Annotated in this window: 16 protein-coding genes; 14 read left to right on the plus strand and 2 right to left on the minus strand. The window is 38.5% G+C overall.

Going from position 1 to position 15,776, the window contains the following annotated elements; genetic code table 11:
* Position 1 precedes the first annotated feature (1 nt).
* The 3 genes from NA23_RS08335 to NA23_RS08345 all read left to right on the plus strand — a co-directional run bounded on the left by NA23_RS08335 (position 2) and on the right by NA23_RS08345 (position 3,195).
* Positions 2–829 carry a UPF0280 family protein gene (locus NA23_RS08335; protein ID WP_052107216.1) on the plus strand — a complete coding sequence of 276 codons (828 nt, stop codon included), beginning with the start codon at positions 2–4 and terminating at the stop codon, positions 827–829.
* A 23-nt stretch (positions 830–852) separates the two neighbouring features.
* On the plus strand, positions 853–1,803 hold the full coding sequence (locus NA23_RS08340) for a methylenetetrahydrofolate reductase (RefSeq protein WP_338323348.1): 951 nt from the start codon (positions 853–855) through the stop codon (positions 1,801–1,803).
* 198 nt (positions 1,804–2,001) lie between these two features.
* A complete protein-coding gene (locus NA23_RS08345; RefSeq protein ID WP_033192721.1) occupies positions 2,002–3,195 on the plus strand; it encodes an L-cysteine desulfidase family protein in 1,194 nt (397 codons plus the stop codon).
* 12 nt (positions 3,196–3,207) lie between these two features.
* Here the strand turns inward: NA23_RS08345 and NA23_RS08350 are convergent, their stop codons facing one another.
* Positions 3,208–6,708, minus strand: a complete 3,501-nt coding sequence (locus NA23_RS08350; RefSeq protein WP_236938354.1) for a histidine kinase N-terminal 7TM domain-containing protein — start codon at positions 6,706–6,708, stop codon at positions 3,208–3,210.
* 162 nt (positions 6,709–6,870) lie between these two features.
* On the opposite strand from NA23_RS08350, the gene NA23_RS08355 reads away from it, so the two are divergent.
* From NA23_RS08355 to NA23_RS08405, 11 genes are read left to right on the plus strand one after another with little or no spacing between them, the layout of a single operon-like run.
* On the plus strand, positions 6,871–8,007 hold the full coding sequence (locus NA23_RS08355; protein ID WP_427854522.1) for a sodium ion-translocating decarboxylase subunit beta: 1,137 nt from the start codon (positions 6,871–6,873) through the stop codon (positions 8,005–8,007).
* Between the two features lie 35 nt (positions 8,008–8,042).
* Complete coding sequence (locus tag NA23_RS08360) at positions 8,043–8,210, plus strand: hypothetical protein (RefSeq protein WP_158510137.1); 168 nt, start codon at positions 8,043–8,045, stop codon at positions 8,208–8,210.
* A complete protein-coding gene (locus tag NA23_RS08365; RefSeq protein ID WP_033192200.1) occupies positions 8,173–9,240 on the plus strand; it encodes a sensor domain-containing diguanylate cyclase in 1,068 nt (355 codons plus the stop codon). The genes NA23_RS08360 and NA23_RS08365 overlap by 38 nt, the downstream gene beginning before the upstream one ends.
* Positions 9,241–9,271: 31 nt before the next feature.
* Entirely contained in the window at positions 9,272–9,922 is a 651-nt protein-coding gene (locus tag NA23_RS08370; protein WP_052107217.1) for a class I SAM-dependent methyltransferase, read from the plus strand.
* 47 nt (positions 9,923–9,969) lie between these two features.
* Entirely contained in the window at positions 9,970–10,662 is a 693-nt protein-coding gene (locus tag NA23_RS08375; protein ID WP_033192201.1) for an energy-coupling factor ABC transporter ATP-binding protein, read from the plus strand.
* A gap of 48 nt (positions 10,663–10,710) precedes the next feature.
* Complete coding sequence (locus NA23_RS08380; protein ID WP_249477031.1) at positions 10,711–11,910, plus strand: type II secretion system F family protein; 1,200 nt, start codon at positions 10,711–10,713, stop codon at positions 11,908–11,910.
* A 24-nt stretch (positions 11,911–11,934) separates the two neighbouring features.
* Positions 11,935–12,267 carry a type II secretion system protein gene (locus NA23_RS08385; protein ID WP_033192203.1) on the plus strand — a complete coding sequence of 111 codons (333 nt, stop codon included), beginning with the start codon at positions 11,935–11,937 and terminating at the stop codon, positions 12,265–12,267.
* A 2-nt stretch (positions 12,268–12,269) separates the two neighbouring features.
* The gene (locus NA23_RS08390) at positions 12,270–13,190 is read left to right on the plus strand and encodes a hypothetical protein (protein WP_033192204.1); all 921 of its coding nucleotides are present in this window, start codon (positions 12,270–12,272) and stop codon (positions 13,188–13,190) included.
* Positions 13,162–13,722, plus strand: a complete 561-nt coding sequence (locus NA23_RS08395) for a hypothetical protein (RefSeq protein ID WP_033192205.1) — start codon at positions 13,162–13,164, stop codon at positions 13,720–13,722. Before NA23_RS08390 ends, NA23_RS08395 begins: the two co-directional genes overlap by 29 nt.
* Positions 13,719–14,117: a hypothetical protein gene (locus tag NA23_RS08400; RefSeq protein WP_033192206.1), complete on the plus strand. Its 399-nt coding sequence runs from the start codon at positions 13,719–13,721 to the stop codon at positions 14,115–14,117. Before NA23_RS08395 ends, NA23_RS08400 begins: the two co-directional genes overlap by 4 nt.
* Before the next feature lie 28 nt (positions 14,118–14,145).
* Positions 14,146–14,787, plus strand: coding sequence for a hypothetical protein (locus NA23_RS08405; RefSeq protein WP_033192207.1), 642 nt, complete (start codon positions 14,146–14,148; stop codon positions 14,785–14,787).
* A 28-nt stretch (positions 14,788–14,815) separates the two neighbouring features.
* Here the strand turns inward: NA23_RS08405 and NA23_RS08410 are convergent, their stop codons facing one another.
* Positions 14,816–15,745 carry a DDE-type integrase/transposase/recombinase gene (locus NA23_RS08410; RefSeq protein ID WP_033190929.1) on the minus strand — a complete coding sequence of 310 codons (930 nt, stop codon included), beginning with the start codon at positions 15,743–15,745 and terminating at the stop codon, positions 14,816–14,818.
* Positions 15,746–15,776 lie beyond the last annotated feature (31 nt).

The raw sequence follows: 15,776 nt of genomic DNA on the forward strand, positions 1-15,776 counted from the left end.
GATGAAGCAGAATGACTACAACCGATGTGGAAGACAATACAACGGGTATGGCGAACGTTTCGATATTTTACTTAGCCAAAGAAAGCTCAACGTCGTGAAAAGATTTTACAGAGATTATTATTCTGAAAACTTTGATAGATTTTACGTGCGTTACAAATACACCGATTTAGCAATTGCAACTGATAAGTTTACACTGGAAATGCTTGATGGTGTCTACGATTTAGTTAAAAAGCACTACGAAGAACTTGAAGAATTAAGAGCGATAAGCAAGGAATTCTTCGAATCTTTTAAGCCTGTAGATATCGTTGCTTTAAATATTCCAGATATTGCCCGTTCCATGTGCGAAGCTACGAAATTGGCAGAAGTTGGTCCTATGGCCGCAGTTGCCGGTGCGTTTGCAGAATCTGTAGGAAATTATCTTCTAAACCTGCACCACTGCGAGGAAGTCATTGTCGAAAACGGGGGAGATATTTACATAAACGTGCGCAGGCCGGTAAACGTTGGCATCTTCGCAAATTTTGAGAGCGAATTCAACAAGCTTTCCATAGCTTTGGAACCGGGCGAATACGGTGTGTGCACGTCATCTGGGAAGATAGGACATTCGATTAGTTTCGGAAATGCCGATGCTGCGTGTGTGATTGCCAAAAGTAGCACGTATGCCGATGCGTTTGCAACAAAATACGGGAATTTGATAAAAAGCGAGGATGACCTTGAAAAAGTCTTAGAATTTGTGAGGAAAGACGTTGATAGAGAACGTTACATACTTGGTGTGTTGTTTGTTGTTGACAAGAAATTGTTTGCTTATGGAAACGTAAAGCTTTCAATTTAAAACTGTAAGTGTGAGAAATGGAGGTGGGGAAGTTGAAGGTTTCTGAAATAGTCAAAGAAAAGAGAATCATATCGATAGAAATAATACCACCAAAGCGTGGGGAAAATGTTGAGAACATCTACAAGAGCTTGGATAAGCTCATGAAATACGATATCTCTTTCATAAACATAACAAGACATCCTGTGGCGGTGGACTACATTGAGCACGAAGATAGGATAATCAAAGTGCAGAAGGTCAAAAGGCCTGGAACGATCGGTTTGACTGCAGCACTTATGAATAGGTACAAAATCGATGTCGTTCCACATCTTGTATGTGTTGGAATGAATAAATTTGAAATGGAAGATACCTTGATCGACCTTGATATAATGGGCGTAGATAATGTGTTTGTTATTCGCGGGGAAACCGACCAAAACAACGGAAGTTATACGAAAGGAGATTACAGATACGCAGTTGACTTGGTGCAGCAGATAAGGGATTTGAACAGCGGAAAGTACTTGTACACGAAAGCGAAACCTACGAATTTTTGTATCGGTGTGGCAGGTTATCCGGAAAAGCACTACGAATCACCGAATGCAGAGACCGATTTGAAATTCCTCAAACAAAAAGTGGATGCTGGTGCAGACTATATTATCACTCAGATGGTCTTCGATGCAGAAGTCTATAGAAGCTTCGTTGAACGTTGCAGAATGGTGGGGATAGATGTTCCAATAATTCCAGGAATTAAACCTGTTGTTAGCAAAAGCTCTGTCTTCAACATCCCGAAGAAGTTTTTCGTAAACATACCTCAAAAATTGGTTGAGGCAATTGATAATGCAAAAACAAAAGAAGAAGAGTTTAGAATAGGGATAAGTTTCACAGTAGAACTTGTTGAAAAGCTTATCGAGTACGGAGCACCCGGAATACATGTTTTTACGATGGGGCGCGGTGAGGAAAGTTGTGAGGTGATTAAGTTCGCACAAAGTATAATTAAGTGAGAATTAGGAAAAATAAGAAACACCGATGGTTTGTCCGATGCTTATCTTTTTCAGCAAGAAAATAGGGTAAAATGTGATAGATTTATAAAAAACTTTGCTGTAGAATTTTCGTAGAATGAGATTTCTACAGATTTTCAAAAGGTGGTGTTCAATGTGGCAGTATTTGAAGAACCAATCGCAGTAGGGAAGATTAGAAAAATAATCAGGGATATATTTTTCGATAATGTGAAACTTTCGTACGGTTGCACAGAGCCGGTAGCTGTCGGGCTTTCTGTGGCCATTGCGAAGGATTATCTAAAAGGGGAACTGAATAGGATAGAGATTTTGATGGATAGAAATACCTACAAGAACGGTTTAGAGGTTGGTATCCCGGGAACGCATCTGCACGGTTTTGAAATTGCAGCCGCGCTGGCGTATTTGATTGGCAAATCCGAGTTCGGATTAGAGGTTTTCAAAAATGTCACTGGTGAGATAGTTTCTAAAGCTTACGAGATGAAGGATAAAGTCAGCGTGAAATACGAAAACGAGATACGTTTGCATATTAAAACAAAAGTTGTAGGAGATAACGAGGTACTTGTGGAGATAACAGATAGTCATGATAACGTGAGCAGAATAGTTGTTGACGGGAATGAAATACTGAACACACAATCGAGCGTGAATTTTAAAAAAGAAGGAGCAAAAGCTGTCACACTCAATGAGATATTTGATTATGTTCAAAAACCTGATGAAGATGTTTTGGAACTTGTCAGGAAGGCGACTGAATATAACATAGAGATTTCAGAAATTGGATTGAATACGGATGGGAATTTCGGGAGAGTCTTAGATGGTATACCGCGGTATGTTGCCGCAGGTGTCGATCAGCGAATGAGTGGAGCACTACTCCCTGTCATGACGGTGGCTGGTAGTGGTAATCAGGGTATTTCTTGTATCGTACCAGTATCGAAAGTTGCAGATGATCTTGGCGTATCGCAGGAAAAGAAAGAAAAAGCGGTTTTACTGAGTATACTTGTAACGATTTATGTGAAGGCTTATACGGGTACGTTAACTCCAATATGCGGGGCTGGTAGTATAGCTTCAGCAGGTGCATCAGCTGGAATTGTATTCTTGAACGATGGTAGCTATGAGCAGATTAAGAATGCCATCAACAACGTACTTGCTACGTTGTTTGGTATGACGTGTGATGGAGCGAAAAGAAGCTGTTCATTAAAAGCAAGTATTGGCACCCAGATGGCACTGAATTCAGCTAAGCTGGCTTTAAATGGTACAAATATCCCTTGCGGAAATGGATTTGCCGCAAGGGATGTGGAGGAAACGATAAGAAGACTCGAAGTACTTACAAATTCGTTGGGAAACTTCGATGAGGATGTCATAAATTTCATCGGACATTGCTGAACTTTGAATTTTTCAGCTTTTGAACTTTTCTTCGAATAATCTTTCAACAAAGGCGATTTCTTGAGAAAGCTTTTCGACTTGTTCAAGGTAATTGAATTCAGCATTTTTATCACGTGCAGCGTATTCGATAGCCTTTGCGAGTTCTCCTATTTCTGCAAAGCCAAGTGAACGTGCGGCACCTTTGATGCTGTGAGCTTCTCGTTGGATGGTTTCAAAATCTCCCATGGATAATGCTGAGATAATTTTGCTTAGTGAATCTTTCGAAGAGGTTACAAACATCGCAAGCAGTTCTTTTTCGAATTCTGGAGTTAAACCGTATTCTTTTTCAGCTGTTGCTAGCTCTTCCTTTAGTTTTGCTATATGTGATCCGATTGTATCTTGTGTTATATCTTGCCTTTTTTCAGCTTTTTTACCTTCAGTTTCGACCGAAACAGCTTGGTCACCGCTTTTTAAAGTTTCTGAGTCCTCTGGTTTTTCAACTAAATGGCCACAGTACGTTTCAAGAACACTCTCTATTTCTTCAAGCTTTATCGGTTTGACGACATAATCGTTCATTCCAGCTGCGAGGACTTCATCTTTTATATTCTTCATTGCATGTGCAGTTAGAGCCACTATTGGAACTTTCAGGTTAAACTGCCTTATCCGTTTAGTAGCTTCTATACCATCCATTTCCGGCATAAGTATGTCCATAAAGATCAAGTCGTAATTGTTTTTCAAAGCCTTCTCCATAGCTTCCTTTCCATTAAAAGCAAATTCAGGTTCTATACCGAACTTTTTGAGTACCTCTGTCATGAGTAGTCTGTTTACCTCGAAACCTTCTGCGATCAAGACTTTTGCTTTGTATTTTTTAATTTCAGAAGGTTTCTTTCTCTCTTTAGCTGGAACTTTTGAACACTTTTTTAATTTGAGTGTGAAATAGAAATTGCTCCCTTTTCCTTCTTCACTCTCGACGTTGATCTTTGAATCCATCAGTTCTACAAGTTGTTTGCTAATAGAAAGTCCCAGCCCAGTTCCTCCGTACTTTCTTGTAATTGAAACATCTGACTGCTCAAAGGGTTCGAATATCTTTTCGAGCTTTTCTTTTGGAATACCTATTCCCGTATCTTTTACCGAGAACTTTATGTACTGGTAGTCGTCATCTTCTCCCACTTTTTCTATACGAACGGATACTAACCCTCCTGCAGGTGTGAATTTGATGGCGTTGTTGATCAAGTTGAACAACACTTGTTGGAGTCTAACACTGTCGAAAATTAAACAATCAGAGATACTTTGGTCTATGTAAATTTCGTAATCAACGTTTTTCTCTTTTGCTTTTGCTTCGTATAACATGAGCGAACTTTGGAGTTCGGCTTTAAGGTTCGACTCGATGAATTCAAGTTGTAATCTTCCACTTTCGATCTTCGCTAGGTCCAGTATGTCATTGATCACTCCAAGCAAAACTTCTGTTGATTTTAGTATCGTTGAGAGGTATTTTCTTTGTTTTTCATCAAGTTCGGTTTCTGCAAGAAGGTTGGCGAATCCAACTATACCGTTTAAAGGGGTTCTAATTTCATGGCTCATGTTTGCAAGGAAATTGCTCTTTGCTACACTTGCCTCCTCTGCTAATTTTTTTGCGAGTATCAGTTCTTGTTCGTACCGTTTCTTTGATTCGATGTTGGCGATGAGAGAAGCCAAGAGTGTGAAAATATTCTTTTCAACCGGGTGCCAAGCTCTCCTTTCTTTAAGAGCGGCACTTACAAAACCAATAACTTCGTTTTCCAGTTTTATTGGAGTAATAAGTGCCGAATAATTTTCCCCAAGAAGGCTTAGAATTAGCTGGTTCTGCGTGCTTTGTTTTGTTATTACAAATTGTTTACCTCTCATGAGATTATCGAGCTCGGGACCTCTTACTTTTTGAAGATCAATCTCAACTTTGGAAGATTCATTTGGATTAGATGAGTAGAACCAGGGATTGATAGAAGTGAATGAATCTTTGTCTTTAACAAACTTGTAGACTCTCATTCTTGATACATTGAGTTCTTTTGCAACAAGTTCTATGGCCCTTGAAATTTCCTCATCAAGCTTTTCAACTGGTAAATTTATAAAGTTTATAGCCAGGTTTACAATTATCTGTTGGTATTTTGCAAGTTTTCTTATTACCTCTTGCGCAACTTTTTGTTTGGTGATGTCTTTTTGTATCGACAGTATTCCCTTTCTCCCGTTTGGCAGAATGATACTTGTTTCGTAAAGTTCTATGTATTTTATCTCACCGCGTTTTCCTAAGCTTCTCACCATGTGAATTAAGGTTTTTCCAGAAAGGATTTCTTGGATATTTTTCCTGATTCTTTCAACGTCTTCTGCGGGGGCAAGTATGGTGACATTTTGGCCTATCAGTTCCTCCCTCGATCTACTATTTATCCTGCAGAATTCAGGGTTGACATCGATGATGTTACCTTCCTCGTCTTCTATGAGTATACCTACTGGAGCAAACTCGAACAATGTTTTATAGCGCTCGTTTTCGATCATCCTTGCTTGCTCTGAAAGCTTTATATCCGTTATATCATGGAAAAATACCACAGTACCATTCTTTTTTCCGTTCTTGCTAACCAGTGGGCTTGTCCATATTTCAAAATAGTGGCCAAACCTTTCAATAACACCTTGCCCTTTTTCAATAGTTCCAATGCATTCTTCGCTTAGAATATTCTGAGCAGGTTTGTACAGTACATCAATATTCCCAAGAAAGTCCCTTGCATATCTTTTGAAATTTTCATTTGCGCTGACTATGTATCCTTCTTTATCAAGAACAACTATCAAGTCTTTTGAAGATTCGTATACTATGCTTTTTACTTCGTTTTCTAAGTCAAACCCGTGCAATCTTTGGGCTTCAAAAAGTATTATGATTATACTTACCATCAATCCGAAAGGTAACAAGTCAATTGGCAAATTAAAAATAATGTACACAGCACTTGCCGTAACAGGTATGACAACCGCAGCTAACAGATGTAAGATTGTAATCTTGCGAAAGATAGTTCTGTATTTATGCGCTATTCTTAGAATGATGTAATAAGCAGCAAATGAGACTACGTAACTATATAAAATTTGTAAGTAATACAGAGGTCCTCTTATTATGTACTTGTCTTCGACAAGATATGCCTTTAAGAACAAGTGATGTAAATTGTTTGTCCAAACAGATAATGTTGTTGTTATTGGAATTATAAGTAAAAATATAACTTTCCTCTTTGAAATCTTTATACCTGCAAAGCTTGAAACAAAGAAATACCATAGCACAGGCAAGTATGGAATTGCGAAGTATTGTATTTTGTACCAAAAGAACGCTTGATCGAAGTTGTTAGACAGTATGTTCAGTAGTTCCATTGCGTATCCAAAAGAGTAAAACCCCACGGTGAAAGATGCGATGGCCCCGGTAATTGAGATTGACTTATTACGGTACTTTAAAAAAACTGCTATAGTCTGCAGTGATATTATCGAGTTGTACAAAAGAAGAAAAATATAGGTTGTTGAAACATTAAGCATAACAATCACGCTCCCTTTTTGAATATGTTCCCATTGACAATTTTTTTAAATCGATGAATTTATGAAAAAAACGATGTTACAAGAAAGCAAAATTACCATTTTTAGCTTTCACAATGCTAAAATATTAAAGTAGCAATGACATTACACAGAAGCCCTTTGGAGGTGTTTACGTTGCAAGAGCTCTTAAATGGAGTACTCGCTTTGAACTTTGGAAATGTTACAATGGTAGCAATAGGGCTCTTTCTAATTTATCTCGCCATCTCTAAGGAATACGAACCTGCGCTCTTAGTCCCCATTGGTTTTTCTACGATATTAGTAAATATTCCGTTTTCCTCCGCTATAGATCAGTGGATAGATGGTGTTCTGCACCGTGGTGTTTTAAACGTATTTTTCGACATAGGTATTATAACAGAAATTTTTCCATTATTGATATTCATTGCAGTTGGTGCGATGATTGATTTTGGGCCACTGCTCGAGCATCCAATTATGTTCCTTTTTGGTGCAGCTGCTCAATTTGGTATATTTGCTACGATGGTTGTTGCAACGCTTTTGGGGTTCGATATCAAGCAAGCCGCTTCGATAGGGATAATAGGTGCTGCGGATGGTCCTACCTCAATATACGTTGCTGGAAGATTTGCAAAAGAATTGCTTGGCCCTATCTCGGTTGCTGCTTATTCTTACATGTCGCTTGTGCCCATAATTCAACCACCAGTCATAAAAGCTTTAACCACCAAGGAAGAAAGAAAGATAAAAATGTCTCCGAAAAGTCTTAGGATAAGCAAAAGAGTCAAGATAGTCTTTCCTATATTGGTTACCATTGTTGCAAGTTTGATAGCTCCAAGTGCTGCGGCATTAATTGGTTTTTTGATGTTTGGTAATTTGTTAAGAGAATGTGGCGTGTTGAATTCCATTGCAAAAACAGCTCAAACCGAACTAGCGAACATTGTTACTATCTTTCTTGGATTATCTATAGGTTCTACGATGACGGCAGACAAATTTCTCAAACCTCAAACACTCTACATAATGCTTCTTGGTATCGTGGCTTTTGTCTTTGATACAGCTGGTGGAGTTCTTTTTGCAAAGTTTCTCAATCTCTTTCTTAAAAACAAGATTAATCCAATGCTTGGAGCAGCTGGAATTTCTGCTTTTCCAATGTCTGCGAGAGTCATTCATCAACTCGGTAGAAAAGAGGACCCGACAAATTACCTTTTGATGTATGCAGTTGGTGCAAACGTTGCTGGTCAGATAGGGTCCGTCTTGGCCGGTGGAATACTGATTGCACTGGTAAGCAATTTGTGAAAACTTTTAGTCGATAAGTAACGGGAGATGAGAGCATGGTGAATGAGGATTTCTTGACAGCGATAAGGGTCGGTATTACGGGCTACCTGTCACTCATAGCTGTACTCATTTTATTCTATTTTCTAATAATCTCGTTTGTTAATTTTTTCGCGGAGAGTGATAAGAATGGCTCGAAAAAAGGAAACAAGAGAGCTGAAGAATGAAATCAATAATACGTACTTGCTTTTTAGTCAGTATCTGATGGATACGATTAGGGATAGATCGACTCCGCTAAAGAAAAGGGACTTTGAGCGGCTTCTTAAAATAGCCGTTGATAATCTCAGCTTTGTCCACAGTGGAAGCGTCCTATGGCAGGACAGCGATGGAAGATTTTTCTATTTGGCTGCTTATAACCATGATTACGATATTCTAAAAAACGTCACATTCGCTCCACAAGAGATGGTCATGAGAAGATTTAAGCACGTCTACGTGATCAAACGTAGAAGTGTTGATATCATTAAGGAACTTGCAAGGAAATTAAACGAAAATGAGAAGCACATTCAAGAAAAGGCTCAAAGCATAGATAATATAAAGGCTTTCATTTCCATTCCCATTAGATCTCAAAGGAAAATTGTTGGTTTCTTTAATTTGGACACCTGGGATCACGAAAATATATTTGCGGAAACTGGATTTGAAAGTGTTGCCGAGTTGATGGGCAACTTACTCTCCATCGTTGTTGAGCGATTTGAATTAATTGATATGGTAAAAGAGAAGAACTCTGAACTTGAAAAGATCAACCTTTTCGATAAACTGACTTATCTTCCCAACTTGAAATTTCTATCGCAGTACTTCGAAAAATACTCAGAAATAACAAAACGTCTCCCTACCAAGTTGTACCTGGTGTATATAGACATAAAGGAATTCGAGAAGATTAACAGAATGTATGGACACGAATTTGGAGACGATTTGATTCTTAAATTGTCGAAAATAATCACAAAATCTTGTAGGAAAAGTGACATAGTTGGGAGAACAAATGGCGATGAATTTATAATACTAACACTTTCCAAAGAGAACCCCAAATCACTGATCAAAAGAATTCAGGAGAAAGTATCAGGTTTCGCTACGAAATCTGGTCTGAATATCGAAATCCAAATAAGCACAGTTGAATATGGAACAGATGGTAAAGACTTCAATACATTAATTTCAAAAGCTCAAGAAAAAATTTACGAGAAAAGGGTTTTTGCTACGTATTGATTTGCTAAGCGTATAAAACGGAGGTGAAAAAATGAACGAAAAAGATAAAATAAACAAAAAAGGTCACAGTTTGCAAAATTCTGAACATTTCGAACATTATTACGTTGAAGAACCTCAAACTCCTTTAAAAGTTAGAGAGGTACAACTTAAACTGAAGAGCGGGCACATATACACGTTTAAAAGTCCCTCAGGGGTTTATTCTTTTGGAGATGTCGATAAAGCGACCCAGATACTCATTAATCACCACGCTCCAGTAAGTGGGAAGGTTTTAGACATAGGTTGCGGATATGGGGTGATAGGCATTGTTCTTAAAAAGGAAAATCCTCAAATAGAAATATTCATGTCGGATATTAACAAAAGGGCGGTTGAATTTGCGAAGATAAACGCCAAAGACAACAATATAGATGCAGATATACGACATGGAAGTCTGTACGAACCATGGTCTGGGATGGTTTTTGATCACATAATCGCTAACCCACCGATTGTCGCTGGTAAGAAGGTGTGGATGGATCTTGTTTCTGGAGCATATGAACATCTAAAACCCGGAGGGACACTCCAGTTGGTTGCCTATCACAACAAAGGAGGAGAAAGGATTAGAAACTACATGAAAGATATTTTTGGAAATGCTGAGGATATTTGGAAGGAAGGCGGGATTCGGATTTATTTATCAAGGAAAGAATAAAATCTGGAAGTCGGTAATAAAGCTTGCGAATTGGTGAGTGGACAAAGATGTTGATAGAGTTAAAGGAAGTCTCTGTGATTTTCGAAGAGAGTACGGATGTTGAAAGAGTAGCTCTCAGAGAAATAAATCTTTCTTTTTCATCAAACGAGAGCATTTTACTTGTTGGAAACACTGGTTCCGGTAAAACAACGTTGATTTATCTGATAGACCTACTAATAAAACCCTCTAGAGGTTCTTTATCCTATGATGGTAAAGATCCTTTTTTGTATCCTTACGAATATCGTAAGAAGTTCGGAGTAGCATTTCAGATACCAGAACGTCAATTCTTCAGTGAAATGGTGGAGCAAGAGCTCACATACGCTGCAAAGAATTTTCAAGTCCCGTTTACTCAAAACGATATTGAAGAAGTTCTTGAGCTCGTTGGTTTGAGAAAAAGTGTCCTCCAAGAATCACCCTTTCGGTTATCTGGCGGAGAGCAACGAAAGGTGGCTATTGCTTCTATTTTGTTGCATAAACCTGAGTTTCTCATCTTCGATGAACCAACTGCAGGATTGGACCTCCAAGGCGTGCTTTCGGTTAGAGAAATACTTAAGAAATTTAAGCAAAATGGAAAGGGATTCCTTATAGCTACGCATGAGCCCGAGCTCTTCGAAGATCTATGTGACAGAAAGGTCTTCTTGCACAAGGGCACGATTTTCGAAGATTTGCGTTTATCCACAATCCGTGCGAAAGGTTGGTGAGTTGATTTGGTTTATCAATATAAAGGCATAGACCGAAGCGGTAGAAAATTGAAAGGAATTGTCCAAGCTGATAATATAAAGGAAGCACTTGATAGGCTCAAGGAGCAGGGGATACTGGTTACAGATATTGTTGAAAAGGCTGAAAAGGGTCAGAAAAGCTCAAGCGTACGCACAGTTCAACCTGGGCGTAATGTTCCGAAAAAGAAAACGGTTTTTCAGGTAAGGTTGAAAGATATAGTTCTTTTTGCAAGACAGTTGGAAACTATGATTTCCGCTGGTTTGAGACTCGTTGATGCGATAATGACTTTATCAGAACAAGAAGTGTTTTCAAGGAAGTTTCGAAACATACTTAAAGAAATTGCTTCCGACATGAAAGGTGGTATGTCGTTTTCTGACGCCCTTGAAAGGCAGGGAGTATTTGATTCGATATTTGTAAACATGGTCCGCGCTGGTGAAGAGGGCGGTGTACTGGACGTAACGATGAAAAAAATTGCGAATTACTACGAGGGTATCAATAGATTAAGAGAGCAGGTAAAATCATCGATGGCTTATCCTATGTTTATTCTCGGGTTTGCAGTCGCAGTTGTTATTGTGATTTCTGTATTTATTTTACCAAAGCTTATCTCTGTCTTTGGTGCAACACCTCAAGGTGGAGTATTGGGAATGCTTATGAAACTGAACTATATTTTCACTAAGAAATGGTACATACTTCTGCCTATTGTTATTGGAATCGGTGTCGGATTGAAATTTTTCTTAGATACTGTGTACGGTGCGTACGTTAAGGAATTCATTGGAGGATTAATTCCGCCTATTAGGAAGTTAAGGCTCAAAATGGCCAACGAACGATTTACAAGGACACTTGGGGTTCTCATTGGTAGCGGTGTTCCAATGGTTAATGCTTTGGATATGGCTGCAAAAGCTTCAAATAATCCCAGGTTTTTAGCGATTATTTCGAAAGTTATTGATGAAGTCAAAGCTGGTAGTAGTCTAAAAGAGAGTCTTAAAAGGGCAGGTATTTTTCCACAGATAGTGTACGAAATGGTTGGAACGGGCGAGCAAACTGGTAAGTTAGATGTTGTCATGGAAAAAGTTGCTGATTTTTACGAAGAAGAGATATTGGCAGATACAAAAAAGCTTGTTAGCCTTATCGAGCCTATGATGATCGCATTTGTTGGTTTGTTTATCGCATTTATTGCTTTTACAATGTACTCAACGATATTCCAGATGCAGGGGCAGTTTGGTAGGTAGAATTTGCTGGTAAGGTGATTAAGTTTGAACCTTATCGAGTTAATGGTTGTTCTGCTAATCTTAAGTTTGGTTTTTGTTGCTCTTTCAGTCAGTATCTCAAAAATGGCAGACGTTGATTTAAATAAAGAGTATGTAGAAACGGCGATCTATGCTGGTCTGTGGAAATCCCAGCTGTATAAAGATTACAAGGGAAGCTATTGCCGAGTCGCCACGATTAATATGATGGAGTTTTACAGAGTTTCAGAGAACAGCCTTTCTGGGATCGTGGTTGACTCTTTCAGGTGGGTAAAAGGTGGTAAATACTCAGGAGTAGCTGTTGAGCCTATAATTATTAAAATTTCAGGAGGTGCAAAGTAATTTTGGGCATTCTTTCGAACAGAGTAGTGGCTTATAGTCTGAACGACGGGCAAATTAACACTGCAGTTGCAAAATACCGCGGAGGTAAGCTTAGAATAAAAAGCTATTATCCACAGTTCATTCTACCTGATCCAGAAGATATAACAGTCGTAAATGTGCCGTGGGATATTATACAAATGATATTCTTAGAATTACCACCGACGAAGAAAGAAAAGGACCGTATCAGAGCTGCTGAATTAGAAATCAGGAGAATTTACAACCTTAGTGAAGATTTGATCGTGTCGTGCATTCCTTCACTCTTTGGAAAGTGTTTGACCTTCTTTTTGAAAAGGACAGATTTCTTCAGGTACCTCAGTTCGTACAATATTGATTTCATACCTGATGTCGCTTATCCAAATATCCTTGCCGAGCTGTTGATTGCCAAGAAGCTTCCGGGTAGATGGATTTACATTGTGCTCAGTGAGTACAGCTCTGGTATAGTGATTATGAACGGTGAGAATATTCTGAACGTTAGGATGATTGATTTTTCGTTGAACGAAGTGAACCACTTGATTAAAGAAGAAACAGGGTTTGAACTTTTTGAAATTGAAAACAGTGGTAACGAAGAACTGATAGGATACGCTAAAAGGATAGTAGGAAGCATAATTTACGACATATTGGCGATAATAAACAGAGAAGTGATAATCACAATCAATACAACGGAACTGGAAAAGCTAAGCGTAGAAATGGTCGACGGGATTTCAATGGTATGTCGATCAACGGTTCTCAAAGAGGCGCTTTTATCTACTGACTCGGATTTCAAGTCAAAACTCTCTGAGGCTGTATTTTCGTTCCGGCCACATGCAGAGCTAACCATAGCAGACCTTGGCCTTCTCTACAGGGGGGGATTAGAACTTGGAAAGGTTAAATCTATCACCTGGTAGGAAGAGAGTTTTGAAATTAAGTTCTTTTCTTTTACTTTTGGCAATATCGCTTGTGCCTTCTATTTCGTTCTTTTCGGCCTCATATTTTCTTAAGGAGCAAAAAGTTTCAAAGTTGTTAGTTAATTACCCTGAGGTTTTTAACAATCTCTCAACTGCGGATTTGAAAAGCTTAGATACCCAGGTAGAGAATCTTCTATCCTCTTTAAAAAGCAAGGAATCTCAACTAAGAACCGTGAATGAGGGAATCAGAAGTTATATAATTGAAAAGTACAAAGATACGTACTTCCTGCGCAGCTTTTTGAAGTATGTATCATCAAGCACAAATAGCTACTTTTTAACAGGGGTGCTTTACGACGGGCAAAAATTTTACTTGGAGTTCTATGAATACGGTACGGAAACCCAAATCAGTACCTCAACGGTTTACAATGACTTGGGAAGATTCTACAAAGATGTAAATGTTTCTTTATTGGAGCAGAGAAACTTTCTGGGAGATTTAAAGTACTACCACTATATCTGGGAGGGTATGAAATGATACTGATACCACGAAAAGTGGCGGTAACTATTTCCATTCTTACGCTAATCCTGTCACTTGCTGGTAGCTTTCTTTATTTTTCCAACAAAACATATTTGTATATTTCTAAGCTTGAACAGAAGTTTTCTGAAATAAGAAATGTGTACCGCACAGTATCGCAATTGGAAGAACAGGGTAAACAGCTAGAAAAAGTCAGATCGCTAATTTACAATATTCAGGGGACCTTTGCCGATGACGAAATGACTTCCGCTGAACTTAAAGCTAAGCTGGAGGAACTTCTTTCTGAGAAGGTGCTGGCAATAGATTACTTGGTTATAAAGTCATCTTTCAATGAACCATTAGCATTTAAAAAGACTGCTGTGAAATATACATTGGTCATTCGTAGTTCGGAGTAAGAGCAGGAAATGAGGGTGGCGAGAATAGATGGCGTTGAATAAGAGGACTATAATACTTCTTGTATTAGCTGTGGTTATATGGGGCATTGCTATCGTTGTTTTGTATATAAATTACGGGCCAAAAAAGTCCAGTCCACAACCATCGTCTGGATCTTTAAATCAAGCGACACAACAGGCGATTTCTCAGACAAACTTATCTAATTCAACGAGCAATAATGCAGCCAGTAGTCAGAACTCCGGCGATATTTCTTCGGCGCGTGAAACTACTTCAGCAACTATGAGTTTTCCCATCCAAACGAATTTAAGTATTACAGAGCTAGCTTCACTAGTTGAATACAAGGTAAACGTTCCAAACGTTTTTGAACCATACTTTGTGGATCTTGTAAGTTTGCTCAGTGGAGTTGCTGGAAATCTAGAATCCAAAAATTCTTCAGTGTTCATTGAAGACATAACTTCAGATAACATTCAGTATCACGGTTACTTGGAAATCAGAGATGGAAAATCGAAAATAACTAAATTGTATCTTACGTTGAATGGTGAAACTAAATCTTGGCTTAGCGATGAGTTGATCGATGCAAAATACAAGGTTATATACATCGGTAGCAAGCATTTGGTTGTTTTGGATACAACAGATGGTAAAATAAAAAAGATAGGAGTTAGCAAAGAATAATTTTTGAGCAGTAGGGGGGATAATGCTGTTAACTTGTAGTGATGGAAGACAATAGAACACAGATAACACGCGCAATATCATTGTTGTTCAGTTTCAAGAGATTTCTCACTACACAAAAGCTGTTCACGTACATTGGAAGATTGTCAATATTCTTAAATCCACGCTTGGCTCGTACAAAGTCTTGGAATAACGAAAACTTCGATTCACATTGATTGTTTTGCCCAAGTCTCACAACTATATGGTTGATATTCTTGTATAGTATCTTCACTGCACCATACGCACCAAGTCCATCAGTGATTAGTTCGATTTCTCTTTCGTTGTTACCAAAGAACTTCTCTAACAATATCTTCACTTGACCCATATCGCGATATTTGGATACATGCCAAGCAACAATAAGATTCGAATCGTGCTCAACTAAGAACCAAACGTAGTACTTTTTGGATTTAAACAAAACGACAGTTTCATCACCATGGACTTTGAAAGCATCTACAGGAACGAGGATGGAAAAGAAACAAGACAACTTAAGGATCCACTTGTAGATAGCGACATGAGAGACTTTGATATTAAGTGAGTCTCTGATGGAACGCAAGGACACAGCTTTGAAATAAAGGACGAAGGCTTTAAGGACAATAAAGATAGGGAAACGGAAGAACTTGAAAGAGTCGAAAGGAAGAGGGACAAATTGAGGTAAGTTAGTTGGGATTTCGTCTCTGGTATGGCAAGAACGGCAACGGAACTTAACGAAGGCTTTTTTGATTTTGTGGATTTGCATAGTTTTTCCACAGACAGGGCATTTAGGATAAGGGAAAGAGAAGAGCTTGTGTTTTTTTGAATGAACAAGTCTGAAAGTGCGCTTACAGTCTTTGCAAAAGTATTGTTGGTTACCGTACTTATCATGACCGTTTTTGTAGATGTTGGTAGAGCCGCATTTGGGGCAAGAGACTACAGAATTTTGCATAGTGGAGTACCTCCTTTTTGTGAGAATTGAT

The organism is Fervidobacterium islandicum, from assembly GCF_000767275.3.
Lineage (GTDB): Bacteria > Thermotogota > Thermotogae > Thermotogales > Fervidobacteriaceae > Fervidobacterium > Fervidobacterium islandicum.

Bases quoted from the DNA above. Each gene is read 5' to 3' on its own strand.
- NA23_RS08365 (WP_033192200.1), top strand. From the start codon at position 8,173: ATGGCTCGAAAAAAGGAAACAAGAGAGCTGAAGAATGAAATCAATAAT.
- NA23_RS08410 (WP_033190929.1), bottom strand. From the start codon at position 15,745: ATGCAAAATTCTGTAGTCTCTTGCCCCAAATGCGGCTCTACCAACATC.
- NA23_RS08400 (WP_033192206.1), top strand. From the start codon at position 13,719: ATGATACTGATACCACGAAAAGTGGCGGTAACTATTTCCATTCTTACG.
- NA23_RS08350 (WP_236938354.1), bottom strand. From the start codon at position 6,708: ATGCTTAATGTTTCAACAACCTATATTTTTCTTCTTTTGTACAACTCG.
- NA23_RS08335 (WP_052107216.1), top strand. From the start codon at position 2: ATGAAGCAGAATGACTACAACCGATGTGGAAGACAATACAACGGGTAT.
- NA23_RS08405 (WP_033192207.1), top strand. From the start codon at position 14,146: ATGGCGTTGAATAAGAGGACTATAATACTTCTTGTATTAGCTGTGGTT.
- NA23_RS08360 (WP_158510137.1), top strand. From the start codon at position 8,043: ATGGTGAATGAGGATTTCTTGACAGCGATAAGGGTCGGTATTACGGGC.
- NA23_RS08375 (WP_033192201.1), top strand. From the start codon at position 9,970: ATGTTGATAGAGTTAAAGGAAGTCTCTGTGATTTTCGAAGAGAGTACG.
- NA23_RS08370 (WP_052107217.1), top strand. From the start codon at position 9,272: ATGAACGAAAAAGATAAAATAAACAAAAAAGGTCACAGTTTGCAAAAT.